This is a genomic window from Streptomyces sp. NPDC056231 (assembly GCF_048270745.1).
Lineage (GTDB): Bacteria > Actinomycetota > Actinomycetes > Streptomycetales > Streptomycetaceae > Streptomyces.
This window is the reverse complement of sequence record NZ_JBLVKW010000044.1, coordinates 36962-52347: the sequence shown is the minus strand read 5'-3', so window position 1 is coordinate 52347 and position 15386 is coordinate 36962. Positions and strand designations below refer to the sequence as shown.

Below are 15386 nucleotides of genomic sequence, written 5' to 3'. Positions count from 1 at the left end.
CGGGGCTCGGGGACGCACCTTCTCCCGCCCTGATGTGCCGGTCGGACTCAGGCCGCCCAAGCGTAGACGCTTTTCGCCCGATGCCGCCTGGTTCATGCAACAGAGGGCGGGCCGCCGCCCGGGGAGACCCGGCAACTCGCTTACACAACCAAGAGATTGACGCGCATGGATCTCTCCCCGGCGCCCGCATCGGCCACCGTTCCGGACCGCTCGGCGGGGCTGGGTGTGTGCAGCTGCAGGGCGGAGGAGGGAGGCAACGACGACATGCCCGTTGATCCCCGGGACCGATGGCCGGGGCCACGCACACCCTACTGCTCGGTCACGGGGCCGCACCGGCATCCGGCCACTGGCCTCTCCGGCGCCCGTGCCAGACTCCGGAGCATGATCCTCCGCGTCGCCACCCGCCCCGACCTGCCCGCCGTCCTCGCGCTCCTCGCCGACGAGGGGCGGGTCGTCGCCCCGGCCTCGGTCGTGGTCGACGAGGCGTACGAGAAGGCCTTCGCCGCCATCGAGAGCGACCCACGCAACGAGGTGCTGGTGCTGGTGGACGGCGACACCGTGCTGGGCTGCCTGCAGGTGACGTACATACCGGGGCTCGGCAGGCACGGCGAGGAGCGGGCGCTGATCGAGGCGGTACGGATCAGGGCGGACCGGCGGGGCGGCGGACTGGGTCGGGAGCTGATGAAACAAGCCGTCGACCGGGCCCGGCTGCGGGGGTGCGGGCTGGTGCAGCTGACCAGCAGCAAGCGGCGCACGGACGCGCACCGGTTCTACGAGTCGCTGGGCTTCGCCCGCAGCCACGAAGGCTTCAAGCTCGCCCTCTGATCCCCGCCCGGGGCATACGGGGGCGAAACGGCTCGCCAGGCTGTCATGTTCAGCTCGTCGAGCAGCCGTACGTCGCTCCCCTCCAGCGGGAACGTCCGCGCCTCCAGCCCCGGAGCCGGCGCGATCGCCAGCGCGTCGCCCTCGATGAGGTCGCCGCCGGTCGGGGTGGACACCCAGGCGAGCAGCGCGTTCAGCGCCTCCCCCGGCTTCAGCATGACCTCCTTCGGCCCCCGGTCGGTCCCCATGTACGACGAGCCCGGGTTCACCGGAACCGGCAGCGGATCTCCCTCGTCGTCCAGGGCCCGCACGGACGGGTAGCCGTCCACTCGGAACGGCTTGCTGCCGCAGTTGGTGAGGGTGAGCGACACGGCCCGGTGGCCCAGCGCCGCTTGCACCTCACCCATGTCCACGACGACGCCGGAGGACGGGCAGTCGCCGGTGACGACGGCGCTCGGGGTGGGCGTGGGGCCAGGAACGCCCCCTGGGGGCGGCCGGTCGGGGGGCGGGGCGATGGCCAGGTCGGACGGATCCAGCTTGTCCGCGTGCACGTCCGGCGTGTACGACGCGCTCGGAGTCGGCTCCGGCTCACCCTCGCCCGCCGGTACGAGAAATCCGGCGCATCCCGACAGCGTCAGAGCCAGCGCCCCGGCGAAGCAGGCGGCCACCAGCGCGTGTTTCGAACGTCCCGCCTGCCGGGCGGACGACGCTCCTTTCGAAGCACGCCCCAACCCTCTCCGCGCTCCGGTGCCCGTCCTGGTACCCCCCGGTCCCCGCATATCCGTGCACCCGCCCCCGCATCGGCCTGCCGCATAGGCGTTCGATCATGCCAGACCGCGGTCCCGGCCCTCAGACCAATGGTTGAGCATTTCTACTCCTTCACCTCAAGCAGAACTAAGTAGACCTTCACGGTCGGGGCGGCGGACACTTCGGACATGACACCCCCTGAAGCCCCAGCCACCCCCGCAGCCCCCTTCGGCCGCGCCCTCTGCGCCATGATCACGCCGTTCACCGCCGACGGCGAGCTGGACCTGGACGCTGCCGGGACCCACGCCGCCGGTCTCGTCGCCGACGGCTGCGACGGCCTGGTACTCAGCGGCACCACCGGCGAGTCCCCGACCACCACCGACGCCGAGAAGACCGCGCTGCTGCGCGCGGTCCGTGAGGCGGTCGGCGCAAGTGTGCCGCTGGTCGCCGGGGTGGGCAGTGCGGACACCCGGCACACCGTCGAGCTTGCCCAGCAGGCCGAACGGGCGGGCGCGGACGGCCTGTTGGTCGTGACGCCCTACTACAGCAGACCGCCGCAGCCCGCCGTCGAGGCACACTTCAGGCGCATCGCCGACGCGACCGGCGTTCCTCTGATGCTGTACGACATCCCCGGCCGCACCGGCACCCGCATCGAACCGGAGACCCTGCTGCGGCTCGCGGACCATCCGCGCATCGTGGCGGTGAAGGACTGCGCGTACGACCTGCTCGGCTCGACGAAGGTGATCGGCGCGGGCTCGCTCTCGTACTACTCGGGCTGCGAGGAGCTCAACCTGCCGCTGTACGCGGTGGGCGCGGCGGGCTATGTGAGTACGGTCGCCAATGTGGCGCCCCGGCAGCTGCGGGCGGTCCTGGACGCTTTCGACGCCGGGGACACCGCCGAGGCGGCCCGGCTCAATCGGCTGACCGTTCCGCTGGCCGAGTTGATGATGTCGTCCGGGCTGCCCGGCACCGTGACGGCCAAGGCGCTGCTCGGCGCCGGACCGGTCCGGGAACCGCTGCAGCCCGCCGGGCGCGAGGCGGCCGACGGGCTGCGGAAGGCGTACGAGGAACTCCTCGCCGCTACACGCCAGGGCGTGTTTCTGAAGTAGCGTCGTCCCCCCGTCTGCCGCCTGGCAGACGGGGTTGTCGAAACGCGCCCTAGTTGTGGCTGTGCAGGACCGCGTTGAGACCGTCCCACACCGCATTGTTCGGGCGGGCCTCGACGGCGCCGGTGACCGAGTTGCGGCGGAAGAGGATGTTCGAGGCACCGGAGAGCTCCCGCGCCTTGACGATCTGGCCGTCCGGCAGGGTGATGCGCGTACCCGCGGTGACATACAGCCCCGCTTCGACGACGCACTCGTCGCCGAGCGCGATCCCGACGCCCGCCTCGGCGCCGATCAGGCAGCGCTCACCGATGACGATGCGCTCCTTGCCGCCGCCGGAGAGGGTACCCATCGTCGAGGCACCGCCACCGATGTCGGAGCCGTTGCCGACGACGACGCCCGCGGAGATGCGACCCTCGATCATCGACGTGCCAAGCGTGCCGGCGTTGAAGTTGACGAAGCCCTCATGCATGACCGTCGTACCGGCGGCGAGGTGCGCGCCGAGCCTGACCCGGTCGGCGTCGGCGATCCGGACGCCCTTCGGGGCAACGTAGTCCGTCATCCGGGGGAACTTGTCGACCGAGGTGACCTGGAGGTGCAGGCCGTCGGCGCGGGCGTTCAGCCGCACCTTCTCCAGGTCGTCGACGGCGACCGGACCGAGCGACGTCCAGGCGACGTTGGTCAGGAGGCCGAAGACGCCGTCCAGGTTCTGGCCGTGCGGCTGGACGAGACAGTGCGAGAGGAGGTGCAGGCGCAGGTACGCGTCGTGGGCGTCGAGCGGCTTGTCGTCGAGCGAGGCGATGACCGTGCGCACGGCGACGACCTCGACACCACGGCGGGCGTCCACGCCGACAGCCTTGGCCGCGCCCTCGCCGAGGAGGTTCACGGCCTGGTCGGGGGTGAGCCGTTCGGTTCCGGCCGGGCCGGGCCCGGTGGAGAGCTCGGGGGCGGGGAACCAGGTGTCGAGAACGGAACCGTCGCCGGCGATGGTGGCGAGGCCGGCGGCGACGGCGCCGGTGGTGCGGGAAGTCGTGTCGGTCATGACACGAACCTAACCGGCAGGGCCCCGCCGGAGCCAACCGGTCTCGCCGGATGGTCGCGGCGGGGCCCCACCCGCCCGGACCACCTGGTCAGCCGGGCTGCGCCTGTCGCTCGGGCATCGGAGTCCGCGCCGGGGACACCACGCCCACCGGCCCCCGCAGCCGCCGCGCCGCCAGCACCGCCATCCCCGCACCGCCGGCCAGCACCGCGCACACCGGCCAGAGCAGCTCGGGTGCGGCCGCGTAGAGCGCGCCGCCGAGCGGCGGGGCCAGCACCTGGCCGCTGATGGACGCCCCCGCGTACAGGCTCTGGAAGCGGCCCTGCACATGGCCGGGTGCCTGGTCGGCGACGTACGCCGTGGCGGTGGACTTGTACAGGACCTCGCCCGCGGTCAGCGACACCATCATGGTGACAGCGAACAGCACGCCGGCCCCCGGGATCAGTGCCGCGAATCCGAGCCCCACCAGCAGCAGCCCGGTGCCCACGATGCTCAGCGGAGCCCGTCGGCGCAGCGCGTGCGCCACCGGGAGTTCCAGGCAGAGGATGATGCCGCCGTTGATGGCGAGCAGCCACCCGTAGAACTGGGCGCTGCGGCCGTGATCGGCGAGGAATACGGGCAGGGTGGAGTACTGCTGCCGGTAGACGAAGTCGGCGCAGAGGCTCGCGGCGAGCAGCACCAGCACCGCAGGCCTGACCGACAGCTCCCGCCAGAGCCCGGGCGCGTCGGGATCGTGCGCCGGCCGGGTGTGCACGGTGCCGCGCGCCGGGAGCACCTTCGATGCGTAGGCGGCGAAGAGCAGCGTCCCGAGGCCGTCGGCGACGAACAGCGGGCCGTACGAGAAGTGGGCGGCGATCAGTGCGCCGAGCGGCGGGCCGACGGCGAAGGCGGCGTTGCTCCCGGCGCGCATCAGGGCGAAGCTCTGGCGCCTGCCGCCCTCGGGAACGGAGACGGCGACGAGGGCCGCGTTGGCAGTGCGTACGACGCCTGCCGCGTACTGCGCGAGCGGCAGCACCCCGTACATCGCCACGACCGGCAGGACCGGCAGGGTGACGAGCGCCGCGCCGCTCACCAGCGCGCCCATCAGCAGCATCCGGCGGTGACCGTAGTGGTCGCCGAACCATCCGCCGGTGAAGTTACCGGCGACCAGGCCGATGCCGCCGATGCCCGCGATCACTCCGGCCTGCGGCACGGTGAGTCCGCGCGGTCCGGTCAGATAGACGAAGAGATAGACGAAGGTGAAGCTGACGACTCCGTTGAAGAAGGCCCCCAAGGTCAGCAGCCGTACCGTCCGTGGTACGTCCCGCACCATCCCGAAGATCCTCATCCGCAGCACCCCTCCCCAGTGAGTTCCCTTTGGGAACGGACTATGACAGCATGCCTTGCACAGGTCAATCCGGTAAGGGGCGACCTCTGCACGAGCAAGAACGGAAGAAGACGAAGCCATGCCGCAGCGCACCAGCCTGTCCGACGCCGATTGCGCGATCGCCCAGGCCCTCGATGTCGTCGGCGACTGGTGGACCCTGCTGATCGTGCGCGACACCGCGCGCGGGGTGCACCGCTTCGACGCGCTCCAGCACGAGCTGGGTGCGTCCCGCAAGGTGCTCACCGAGCGGCTGCGGCTGCTGGTGGACGCGGGCGTGCTGTCCCGGGATCCGTACCAGGACCGCCCCGTCCGGTACGAGTACCGGCTCACCCCGCGCGGCCGCGCGCTGCTGCCGGTACTGATCGCGCTCCAGGACTGGGGCGACACCTGGGTGATGGGAGACGGGGAGACGATGGCGACGGCCACGGAGGCGTCCAAGGAGGTGGCGCGGGTGCACGCCCTGGTGGGCACCCGCCTGCCGGAGCTTCAACTCCTCAACCACGACGGCGTTTTGAGCGACCCGGTCGCCGACACCCGGTCCACCGTCCTGTACTGCTTCCCCGGCGCGTACGCCCGCCGGGAAGCCTACCCGCCGGGCTGGGCCGAGATCCCGGGCGCGAGCGGATGCACCCTCGAATCCTGCACGTACCGCGATCAGTTGGCCGAGTTCACCGCAGCGGGGGCGACGGTGCACGGGGTGTCCACCCAACGCCCCGACGAGCAGCGGGCGTTCGCGGACGCGGAGGGGCTGCGCTTCCCGCTGCTGTCCGATGCGGAACTTGAGCTGGCGGCGGCGCTGCGGCTGCCGACGTTCCGGGCGGCGGGAGTCAGCCGGCTGAAGCGGCTCACCCTGGTGGTGGACCGGGACCGGACGATCCACGAGGCGCTGTATCCGATCACGGACATCGAGGCGAGCGTGCAGGCGGCCCTGGCGGCGGTCCGCCGCTGACATCCCGACGCCCGCCCCGGGCCGACCCGCCGACACCCCGGGGCGGCCGACGTGGTCAGCCGATGATCCGCGCCAGCATCTCCCGCGCGTACGCCGCGTCGTAACTCCCGCCCGTCAGCAGCACCTGCAGACAGATCCCGTCCATCAGTGCGATCAGTGCCCGCGCGGTGGCCGGGTCGGTGCGCCCGGCCAGCAGCTCGGCGGTGACATCCGTCCACTCCGCGGCGACCGGCTGCAGCACGGGTCGGCGCAGCGCGGCGAGGTAGAGCTCGTACTCCAGCTCCAGGCGCCCGCGCCCGCCGGAAAACCACTCCTCCAGCAGCCGGGCCAGCGCCTCGGCGAGATCCGCGTCCGGAGCGAGGAGGGCCTCGCTCTCCCGCATGGCCCGGGAGAAATTCTCGTTCGAGCGGCGCAGCGCGGCGACCAGCAGCTCGTCGAGCGAGGCGAAGTGATACGTCGTCGAGCCGAGCGGCACATCCGCCTCCGCGGCGACGGACCGGTGACTGAGCCCCGCGATGCCTTTGGTACCGACCACCCGGATCGCCGCATCGATGATGCGGCCGCGCCGCTCGGGGTCGTACCGGCGGATCATCAGTGCGCTCCGCCCAGGTTGAGCACGACCACACCGGCGATGATCAGCGCGATGCCCGCCATCTTGACCAGGTTTCCGGACTCGCCCATGAAGAGGACCCCTATGGCGGCGACCGCCGCCGTGCCGATCCCGGCCCAGATGGCATAGGCGGTGCCCATGGACAGCGTCTTCAGGGTCTGTGCGAGCAGCGAGAAGGCGAGCAGATAGCCGACGACGGTGATGAGCGAGGGCCAGAGCCGGGTGAAGCCCTCGCTGTACTTCATGGCCGTCGTCCCGGCCACCTCCGCCGCGATGGCCGCGGCCAGCAGTCCGTATCCCATGTGTACGAGAGTACGCATCGTTGCGTACACCCGTACACATAACCCGGTGCGCAGAAGGGATCCACTGCTCCACCAGGAGCGCTACCGTGTCCCGGCCAGCACATGTACCCCGACACGACGGAGCAGCAGTGACGCAGGACGCAGGGTGGGGCGGCGGTCCTCCGGGACCTCCGTACGGAGGAGTGCCGTACGGAGGACCCCCCGGACCGCCGGGATGGGGCGGCTGGATGCCGCCGCCGAAGCCAGGAGTGATACCGCTCGCGCCGCTGAACCTCGGGGACATCCTCGGCGGCGCGTTCTCCACGATGGGCCGCTACTGGAAGCAGCTCTTCGGCATCGGTGCGGCCGTGTACGGCGGGGCCGTCATCGTGGTCGGCGCGGCGGTCGCGATCGCGTACTCCGCGGTCAGCGACCATCTGCACCGGGTCGTCGAGCTCTCCGCCGAGGAGAGCGCGCCCACGGAGGACATCGCCCCGCTGGTGATCGCCTTCGGCGCCGTCTGGCTGGTCGCTCTTCTGTCACTCATGATCGGCACCGCCATGATGTACGCGACCGTACCGGCGGTCCTGCAGGACGCGGTCCTGGGGCGGCGGACCACGTTCGGCATCATCTGGCGCCGGGCCTGGGCACGCGTACCGGCGGTCATCGGCACGGTGATCCTGACCGGACTGATCACATTGATCCCACTGGTCTTCATGATTGTCACCATGGTGTCCGCCGTCGTCGCGGCCGTCACCCTGGATGCCGGGTCCGGCGCCACGGCGCTGATTCCGTTCAGCTTCCTCGGCGCCCTGGCGACGTTCCCGCTGGCGGCCTGGCTCTGGGTGAAGTTCTCCCTGGCACCCTCCGCCGTCGTCTTCGAGGGGCAGAGCCCGGTCGCGGCGCTGCGCCGCTCCTCGCAGCTGGTGCGCGGCGACTGGTGGCGGATCTTCGGCATCTCGCTGCTGGCGCTGATCATGGCGGCGGTGGCGAGCTACCTCATTCAGGTGCCGTTCTCGTTCCTCGGCCTGTTCCCGGGCATGCTCAGCACAGCGAGCCTGGACTCGGACCCGAGCGTCGCGGCCGTCGTCGTCGCCGTCAGCGGCTACCTGGTGGCCATGCTGCTGGGCCAGCTGATCGGCCAGCTCGTCTCGGCGACGTTCCCGCAGCTGGTGATCGGGCTGCTGTACGTGGACCGGCGGATGCGCAGCGAGAACCTGGGCCCGGTCCTCGCCGAAGCAGCCGCCGCGCCCCCGCAGTTCGGTCCGTGAGCGCGGGTCACGCCACTCAGTCGATGAGCGAGTTCTTCGGTCTCAGCACGCAGAACTCGTTCCCCTCGGGGTCCGCCAGCACCACCCAGCCCGCATCGGCCGCCTGGCCGACGTCCAGCCGGGTGGCCCCGAGGCCGATGATCCGCGCGACCTCCACGGCCTGGTCGTCGGGGACGAGATCGATGTGCAGCCGGTTCTTGACCGTCTTCTCCTCCGGTACTTGGACGAAGGTAATGCCGGGCACGGCGCCCTTGTCGGCGCCGATGACGATCTCGCCGTCGGCCTCGAAGAGCACCGTCCAGTCGAGCACCCGGCACCAGAACCGGGCCTGCGACGGCAGATCATGGGCGTCGACGACGACGGAGTAGAAGGAAACGGCCATGACCGCCAGCCTGCCCGGCGGTCATGGCCGTTCGCCACACAGAATCGCGAAGCCGCGCTCGTCCGCAGGCCGTTGACGGTGTACCGGACGGAGCGGGAGTCGCAACCGGCGGACGAACAACGCCGAACGGCCTCCGGCTCGAGCCGGAGGCCGTTCGGAAGCGCAGAGGATCAGACGTTGAAGCCGAGCGCGCGCAGCTGCTCGCGTCCGTCGTCCGTGATCTTGTCCGGGCCCCACGGCGGCATCCAGACCCAGTTGATCCGCAGCTCGTTGACGAGGCCGTCGGTCGCGGACTTCGCCTGGTCCTCGATGACATCGGTCAGCGGGCAGGCCGCGGACGTCAGGGTCATGTCGAGGGTGGCGATGTTCGCGTCGTCGATGTGGATGCCGTAGATCAGGCCCAGGTTGACGACATCGATGCCCAACTCGGGGTCGACGACGTCGTACAGCGCCTCGCGGACCTCCTCCTCGGAGGCCGGCTTGGTGGTCAGCACCTCTGGCGTGCCGTGATCGCTCATGCCATGTTCCCTTCGGACAGCGCCTTCGCCGTCGCGTCCTTCCACGCCATCCAGCTCAACAGCGCGCACTTGACCCGGGCCGGGTACTTCGAGACACCGGCGAACGCGACCGCGTCCTCCAGCACCTCCTCCATCGCGTCGTCCGGCTCGAGCTGGCCCTTCGACTGCATCAGCTCCAGGAAGGTCTCCTGGATCTTCTGCGCCTCGCCCAGCTCCTTGCCGACCAGCAGCTCGTTCATCACGGAGGCGCTGGCCTGACTGATGGAACAGCCCTGGCCCTCGTACGACACATCGGCAATGGTCTCGCCGTCGTACTTCACCCGGAGCGTGATCTCGTCTCCACACGTCGGGTTGACGTGGTGCACCTCGGCGTCGCCGTCCCGCAGACCGCGCCCGTGGGGGTGCTTGTAGTGGTCCAGGATTACTTCCTGGTACATCGAATCAAGCTTCACCAGTCAACCCTCAGCCGAAGAAGTTCCGTACGTGCTCCAGACCGTCCACCAGGGCGTCGACCTCGGCCGGCGTGGAGTACAGATAGAACGACGCTCGCGTCGTCGCAGGAATTCCGTACCGCAGGCAGACCGGCCGCGCGCAGTGGTGTCCGACGCGGACCGCGATGCCCTGCTCGTCGAGGACCTGGCCCACGTCGTGCGGGTGGATGTCGCCGAGCGTGAAGGAGATCGTGGCGCCGCGGTCCTCCGCGGTGGACGGACCGATGATCTTCAGGTCCGGAACCTCCAGGAGGCGCTTCACCGCGTACTCGGTGATCGCGTGCTCGTGCCGGAAGATCTTGTCCATGCCGATCGCGGAGAGGTAGTCCACAGCCGCGCCGAGGCCGACGGCCTGCGCGATCGGGGGCGTACCCGCCTCGAACTTGTGCGGCGCCGGGGCGTACGTCGACGAGTGCATCGACACGGTCTCGATCATCTCGCCGCCACCGAGGAACGGCGGCAGGTCCTCCAGGAGCTCCTGCCGCCCCCAGAGCACGCCGATGCCGGTCGGGCCGACCATCTTGTGGCCGGTGAAGGCCACGAAGTCGGCCTGCAGCGCCTGCACGTCGAGCACCATGTGCGGGGCCGCCTGCGATGCGTCGATGCAGACCAGCGCGCCGACCTGCTGGGCGCGGCGGACGATCTTCTCGACCGGGTTGATCGTGCCCATGATGTTGGAGACCAGCGTGAAGGAGACGATCTTCGTCTTCTCCGTGATGATCTCGTCTATGTTGGACAGGTCGAGGCGGCCGTCGTCGGTGATGCCGAACCACTTCAGCTTCGCACCGGTGCGCTGCGCGAGCAGCTGCCACGGCACGATGTTGGAGTGGTGCTCCATCTCCGTGGTGACGATCTCCGTCTCGTGGTCCACCCGGTAGGGCTCGTCGGCCCAGCCGAGCATGTTGGCCACGAGGTTGAGCGACTCCGAGGCGTTCTTGGTGAAGATCACCTCGTTGCGGCTCGGCGCGTTGATGAAGGCGGCGACCTTGTCACGGGCGCCTTCGTACAGCGCCGTGGCCTCCTCCGCGATCGTGTACACGCCGCGGTGGACATTGGCGTTGTGCCGCTCGTAGTACTCGCTGAGCGCGTCGAGGACCTGGCGCGGCTTCTGCGAAGTCGCCGCGCTGTCCAGGTAAACGATCCTCTTCCCGTCGTGGACCGTACGATCCAGCAGGGGGAAGTCCTTGCGGATCGCCTCGGTGTCGAGGAGGCCCGGCAGCTGTGTCACGCGGAAGCGCCACCCTTCACATATGCCTCGTAGCCCTCGTTCTCCAGCTTGTCGGCGAGCTCGGCGCCGCCGGACTCGGCAATACGGCCGTTGGCGAAGACGTGCACGAAGTCGGGCTTGATGTAACGGAGGATCCGCGTGTAGTGCGTGATCAGCAGCGTGCCGACCTCGCCGGTCTCGCGCACCCGGTTGACGCCCTCGGAGACGACGCGCAGGGCATCGACGTCGAGGCCGGAGTCGGTCTCGTCGAGGATCGCGACCTTGGGCTTGAGAAGCTCCAGCTGAAGGATCTCGTGGCGCTTCTTCTCACCGCCGGAGAAGCCCTCGTTGACGTTGCGCTCGGCGAACGCGGGGTCCATCTGGAGGTCGGCCATCGTCTCCTTGACCTCCTTCACCCACGTACGCAGCTTGGGCGCCTCGCCGCGGACGGCGGTGGCGGAGGTACGCAGGAAGTTGGAGACCGAGACACCGGGAACCTCGACCGGGTACTGCATGGCCAGGAACAGGCCGGCGCGGGCGCGCTCGTCGACGGTCATCGCGAGGACGTCCTCGCCGTCCAGGGTCACCGTGCCGCTGGTGATCGTGTACTTGGGGTGACCTGCGAGGGAGTACGCGAGGGTCGACTTGCCGGACCCGTTGGGGCCCATGATGGCGTGCGTCTCGCCCTGCTTCACGGTCAGGTCGACGCCCTTGAGGATCTCCTTCGTGGCGTTGTCGGCCTCGACGGAGACGTGCAGGTCGCGGATTTCAAGCGTTGCCATGGGTGACTCAGGACTCCTGGGTGACGGAGACGAGCACATCGTCCCCTTCGATCTTGACGGGGTATACGGGGACGGGGCGCGTCGCGGGAAGGCCGGACGGCTTGCCGGTACGCAGGTCGAAACTGGAGCCGTGCAGCCAGCACTCGATCATGCAGTCCTCGACCTCTCCCTCGGACAGTGAGACGTTCGCGTGCGAGCAGATGTCGTTGATCGCGAACACCTCCCCCTCGGTACGGACGAGAGAGACCGGCGTTCCGTCGAGTTCCACCCGCTTCGGGGTGTCCTCTTCCAGCTCGCTCAGCGCACAGACTCTGACGAAGGCCATCAGACGGAAGCCTTCAGCTCGGCCTCGATCTTGTCGAGCAGACGGGCCTCGACGTCCGGCAGACCGATCTGCTGGACCAGCTCGGCGAAGAAGCCGCGCACGACGAGCCGGCGGGCCTCCTCGGCCGGGATGCCGCGGGACATCAGGTAGAAGAGCTGCTCGTCGTCGAAGCGGCCGGTCGCGGAGGCGTGACCGGCGCCGACGATCTCGCCGGTCTCGATCTCCAGGTTCGGCACCGAGTCGACCCGCGCGCCGTCCGTGAGGACGAGGTTGCGGTTCATCTCGTAGGTGTCGGTGCCCTCGGCCCTGGCCTGGATGAGCACGTCACCGATCCACACCGCGTGCGCGCCGTCGCCCTGGAGCGCGCCCTTGTAGACGGCGTTGGACTTGCAGTGCGGGGTGTTGTGGTCGACGAAGAGACGGTGCTCCTGGTGCTGGCTCCTGTCGGTGAAGTACAGACCGAAGAGCTCCGCCTCACCGCCGGTGCCCGCGTAGGAGACCCGCGGGTGGAGGCGGACCAGGTCGCCGCCGAAGGTGACGACGATCGACTTGAAGGTGGCGTCCCGGCCGATCAGCGCGTTGTGCTGAGCGGCGTGGACGGCGGTGTCGTCCCAGTCCTGGACGGAGACGACGGTCAGCTTCGCACCGTCACCGAGGACGTAGTCGACGTTGCCCCCGAGGACCGCGTCACCGGTGTGGTCGATGACGACCACGGCCTCGGCGAAGGCTCCCAGCTCGATGACCTGGTGGGCGTAGGCCACGCCGCCCTCGCCGTGCACCGCGATCCGGATCGGCTCGGCGAGCACGGCCTCCTTGGCGACCGTGATGACCGAGGCCTTCTCGAAGGACGAGTACGCCTGAGCGGCGACGCGGTCCACCGGGGTGCCCGCCCTGCCGATCCGCGCATCGTCGCGGCCGACGGTCTCGACGGTGACACCCTCGGGAACGTCGACCTCGACCTTGACGGCGCCACCGGTCGCGACGGCCGTGCCGTCGTGCAGGCCGCGCAGCCGCTCCAGCGGCGTGAACCGCCACTCCTCCTCGCGGCCGTGCGGGACCGGGAAGTCCGCGACGTCGAACGACGGGGGCGCGCTCATGCGCGTGGCGACGGTCGACTCGGCGGCCACCGCGATGGACCCGGTGGTGGTGGACCCCGCCGGAATGTTCTGAGCCTCAGCCATGGCTGTCGTAGTGCTCGCTTTCTCTGTCAAAAGTCGGGGGATTCGGTCGTCAGGCTGTACTAGCCGACCGAACCCTCCATCTGCAGCTCGATCAGCCGGTTGAGCTCAAGCGCGTACTCCATGGGCAGCTCGCGCGCGATCGGCTCGACGAAGCCGCGCACGATCATGGCCATGGCCTCGAACTCGGTCAGACCGCGGCTCATCAGGTAGAAGAGCTGGTCCTCGGAGACCTTGGAGACAGTGGCCTCGTGACCCATGGACACATCGTCCTCACGGACGTCCACGTACGGGTACGTGTCGGAGCGGGAGATCGTGTCGACCAGGAGCGCGTCGCACAGCACGTTGGACTTGGAGCCCGCGGCGCCCTCGCCGATCTCGACCAGGCCGCGGTACGAGGTACGGCCGCCGCCTCGCGCCACCGACTTGGAGACGATGTTGGAGGAGGTGTTCGGCGCCATGTGGACCATCTTGGATCCGGCGTCCTGGTGCTGGCCCTCGCCGGCGAAGGCGATGGAGAGCGTCTCGCCCTTGGCGTGCTCGCCCATCAGGTAGACGGCCGGGTACTTCATGGTGACCTTGGAGCCGATGTTGCCGTCGACCCACTCCATGGTCGCGCCCTCGTACGCCACGGCGCGCTTGGTGACCAGGTTGTAGACGTTGTTCGACCAGTTCTGGATCGTCGTGTAGCGGCAGCGGCCGCCCTTCTTCACGATGATCTCGACGACGGCGGAGTGCAGCGAGTCCGAGGAGTAGATCGGCGCGGTGCAGCCCTCGACGTAATGGACGTAGGCGTCCTCGTCGACGATGATCAGCGTCCGCTCGAACTGGCCCATGTTCTCCGTGTTGATACGGAAGTAGGCCTGCAGCGGGATGTCGACGTGGACACCCTTCGGCACGTAGATGAACGAGCCACCGGACCACACGGCCGAGTTCAGCGAGGCGAACTTGTTGTCGCCGACCGGGATGACGGTGCCGAAGTACTCCTTGAAGAGCTCCGGGTGCTCCTTCAGCGCGGTGTCCGTGTCGAGGAAGATGACGCCCTGCTCCTCCAGGTCCTCACGGATCTGGTGGTAGACGACCTCGGACTCGTACTGCGCGGCGACACCGGCGACCAGGCGCTGCTTCTCCGCCTCCGGGATGCCGAGCTTGTCGTACGTGTTCTTGATGTCCTCGGGCAGGTCCTCCCAGGACTCCGCCTGCTTCTCGGTGGACCGCACGAAGTACTTGATGTTGTCGAAGTCGATGCCCGACAGGTCCGATCCCCAGTTCGGCAGGGGCTTCTTGTCGAACAGCCGCAGGCCCTTGAGGCGGAGCTTCAGCATCCACTCGGGCTCGTTCTTCTTCGCCGAGATGTCACGTACGACAGCCTCGGAGAGGCCGCGCTTGGCCGCCGCGCCTGCCGCGTCGGAGTCGGCCCAGCCGAATTCGTACGTACCCAGACCCTCGAGCTCAGGGTGGGCAGTCTCCGTAGGGAGCGTCATGCGGGGTTCCTCCCGGCCGTGCTTGCAGATGCTGATGTGGTGGTCTGTGCGGTTGGGGGTCCGCCGCGCGGTACGAACGTCGTGCACACCCCGTCGCCGTGGGCGATGGTGGCCAGACGCTGCACATGGGTCCCGAGCAGGCTGGAGAAGATTTCCGTCTCCGCCTCGCACAGCTGCGGGAACTGTTCGGCGACATGGGCGACCGGGCAGTGGTGCTGGCACAGCTGCTCGCCCTGCTGGGGGCCCGGCGCGCTGCGCGCCGTAGCAGCGTACCCGTCGGCGGACAAGGCCTTGGCCAGCGCCTCGGTGCGCTCCTCGGGGTCCACGGCCTCGATCGCCTTGCGGTAGGCCACTGACTGGGCAGCGGTCCTGGCACGGGCGAAGACGGCGACCGCTTCATCGCCCGCGGTCTCGGCGATCCAGCGAAGAGCGTCGGCGGCAAGTTTGTCGTAGGACTGGTCGAAGGCGTCCCGGCCGCAGTCGGTCAGAGCGAACACCTTGGCCGGGCGGCCACGGGTCCGCGCCCCGTACACCCGCTGCTCGCGGGCCTCGACGACATTGTCGGAGAGGAGGGCATCGAGATGACGGCGGACGGCGGCCTGGGTCAGTCCGAGCCGCTTCGCCAGGTCGGCGACGGTGGACGGGCCGTGGTCCAGGATGGAGCGCGCGACCCGGTTGCGCGTCGAGCGCTCGCCGGTCGCGAGTTCCTCCTGTCGAGCCTCGCCCTGGTATTTCACAACGCCATTGTTGCGTAATTCCTCCGGCCCTGACAACCACGGTCCGGAACGATCAACGGTGGAGTTCGTCACTAAGGGTTACCTAATCCGGCCC

The 15386-nt window shown here is 69.4% G+C and carries 18 protein-coding genes; 4 read left to right on the top strand and 14 right to left on the bottom strand.

Annotation, left to right across the window (positions count from 1 at the left end):
• The first annotated feature begins 381 nt into the window (after positions 1–381).
• On the top strand, positions 382–825 hold the full coding sequence (locus ACNPQM_RS28165) for a GNAT family N-acetyltransferase (protein WP_418086166.1): 444 nt from the start codon (positions 382–384) through the stop codon (positions 823–825).
• Here the strand turns inward: ACNPQM_RS28165 and ACNPQM_RS28160 are convergent.
• The gene (locus ACNPQM_RS28160) at positions 771–1490 is read right to left on the bottom strand and encodes a DUF4232 domain-containing protein (protein WP_418086165.1); all 720 of its coding nucleotides are present in this window, start codon (positions 1488–1490) and stop codon (positions 771–773) included. The two genes, ACNPQM_RS28165 and ACNPQM_RS28160, sit on opposite strands and share 55 nt — an antisense overlap.
• 267 nt (positions 1491–1757) lie before the next feature.
• On the opposite strand from ACNPQM_RS28160, the gene dapA reads away from it, so the two are divergent.
• A complete protein-coding gene (gene dapA, locus ACNPQM_RS28155) occupies positions 1758–2678 on the top strand; it encodes a 4-hydroxy-tetrahydrodipicolinate synthase (RefSeq protein WP_418086164.1) in 921 nt (306 codons plus the stop codon).
• A gap of 49 nt (positions 2679–2727) precedes the next feature.
• Here dapA and dapD read toward each other — a convergent pair whose 3' ends face one another.
• Positions 2728–3714 carry a 2,3,4,5-tetrahydropyridine-2,6-dicarboxylate N-succinyltransferase gene (dapD, locus tag ACNPQM_RS28150; protein ID WP_358860171.1) on the bottom strand — a complete coding sequence of 329 codons (987 nt, stop codon included), beginning with the start codon at positions 3712–3714 and terminating at the stop codon, positions 2728–2730.
• An 88-nt stretch (positions 3715–3802) separates the two neighbouring features.
• Positions 3803–5038 carry an MFS transporter gene (locus tag ACNPQM_RS28145; protein ID WP_418086163.1) on the bottom strand — a complete coding sequence of 412 codons (1236 nt, stop codon included), beginning with the start codon at positions 5036–5038 and terminating at the stop codon, positions 3803–3805.
• A 118-nt stretch (positions 5039–5156) separates the two neighbouring features.
• Here ACNPQM_RS28145 and ACNPQM_RS28140 point away from each other — a divergent pair, with 118 nt between their 5' ends.
• Complete coding sequence (locus tag ACNPQM_RS28140) at positions 5157–6026, top strand: winged helix-turn-helix transcriptional regulator (protein WP_418086162.1); 870 nt, start codon at positions 5157–5159, stop codon at positions 6024–6026.
• A gap of 55 nt (positions 6027–6081) precedes the next feature.
• On the opposite strand, the gene ACNPQM_RS28135 is transcribed toward ACNPQM_RS28140, so the two are convergent.
• Positions 6082–6618: a TetR/AcrR family transcriptional regulator gene (locus tag ACNPQM_RS28135; RefSeq protein WP_358860174.1), complete on the bottom strand. Its 537-nt coding sequence runs from the start codon at positions 6616–6618 to the stop codon at positions 6082–6084.
• On the bottom strand, positions 6618–6938 hold the full coding sequence (locus ACNPQM_RS28130) for a DMT family transporter (RefSeq protein WP_358860175.1): 321 nt from the start codon (positions 6936–6938) through the stop codon (positions 6618–6620). The genes ACNPQM_RS28135 and ACNPQM_RS28130 overlap by 1 nt, the downstream gene beginning before the upstream one ends.
• 227 nt (positions 6939–7165) lie before the next feature.
• Between ACNPQM_RS28130 and ACNPQM_RS28125 the strand changes: the two genes are divergently transcribed.
• Complete coding sequence (locus ACNPQM_RS28125; protein ID WP_418086161.1) at positions 7166–8188, top strand: hypothetical protein; 1023 nt, start codon at positions 7166–7168, stop codon at positions 8186–8188.
• 16 nt (positions 8189–8204) lie between these two features.
• On the opposite strand, the gene ACNPQM_RS28120 is transcribed toward ACNPQM_RS28125, so the two are convergent.
• The 9 genes from ACNPQM_RS28120 to ACNPQM_RS28080 form a co-directional block, all read right to left on the bottom strand.
• Positions 8205–8570, bottom strand: a complete 366-nt coding sequence (locus ACNPQM_RS28120; protein ID WP_418086160.1) for a VOC family protein — start codon at positions 8568–8570, stop codon at positions 8205–8207.
• A 170-nt stretch (positions 8571–8740) separates the two neighbouring features.
• The gene (locus tag ACNPQM_RS28115; RefSeq protein ID WP_037691711.1) at positions 8741–9088 is read right to left on the bottom strand and encodes a metal-sulfur cluster assembly factor; all 348 of its coding nucleotides are present in this window, start codon (positions 9086–9088) and stop codon (positions 8741–8743) included.
• On the bottom strand, positions 9085–9540 hold the full coding sequence (gene sufU, locus ACNPQM_RS28110) for a Fe-S cluster assembly sulfur transfer protein SufU (protein ID WP_358860178.1): 456 nt from the start codon (positions 9538–9540) through the stop codon (positions 9085–9087). The genes ACNPQM_RS28115 and sufU overlap by 4 nt, the downstream gene beginning before the upstream one ends.
• Positions 9541–9550: 10 nt before the next feature.
• A complete protein-coding gene (locus ACNPQM_RS28105) occupies positions 9551–10807 on the bottom strand; it encodes a cysteine desulfurase (RefSeq protein WP_418086159.1) in 1257 nt (418 codons plus the stop codon).
• A complete protein-coding gene (sufC, locus tag ACNPQM_RS28100; protein WP_345514757.1) occupies positions 10804–11568 on the bottom strand; it encodes a Fe-S cluster assembly ATPase SufC in 765 nt (254 codons plus the stop codon). The genes ACNPQM_RS28105 and sufC overlap by 4 nt, the downstream gene beginning before the upstream one ends.
• Before the next feature lie 7 nt (positions 11569–11575).
• Positions 11576–11893: a bifunctional 3-phenylpropionate/cinnamic acid dioxygenase ferredoxin subunit gene (locus ACNPQM_RS28095; protein WP_358860180.1), complete on the bottom strand. Its 318-nt coding sequence runs from the start codon at positions 11891–11893 to the stop codon at positions 11576–11578.
• On the bottom strand, positions 11893–13074 hold the full coding sequence (sufD, locus tag ACNPQM_RS28090; RefSeq protein WP_418086158.1) for a Fe-S cluster assembly protein SufD: 1182 nt from the start codon (positions 13072–13074) through the stop codon (positions 11893–11895). Before sufD ends, ACNPQM_RS28095 begins: the two co-directional genes overlap by 1 nt.
• 59 nt (positions 13075–13133) lie before the next feature.
• Positions 13134–14555, bottom strand: coding sequence for a Fe-S cluster assembly protein SufB (gene sufB / locus ACNPQM_RS28085; RefSeq protein ID WP_345514753.1), 1422 nt, complete (start codon positions 14553–14555; stop codon positions 13134–13136).
• The gene (locus ACNPQM_RS28080) at positions 14552–15292 is read right to left on the bottom strand and encodes a helix-turn-helix transcriptional regulator (RefSeq protein ID WP_358860182.1); all 741 of its coding nucleotides are present in this window, start codon (positions 15290–15292) and stop codon (positions 14552–14554) included. The genes sufB and ACNPQM_RS28080 overlap by 4 nt, the downstream gene beginning before the upstream one ends.
• Between the last annotated feature and the right edge of the window lie 94 nt (positions 15293–15386).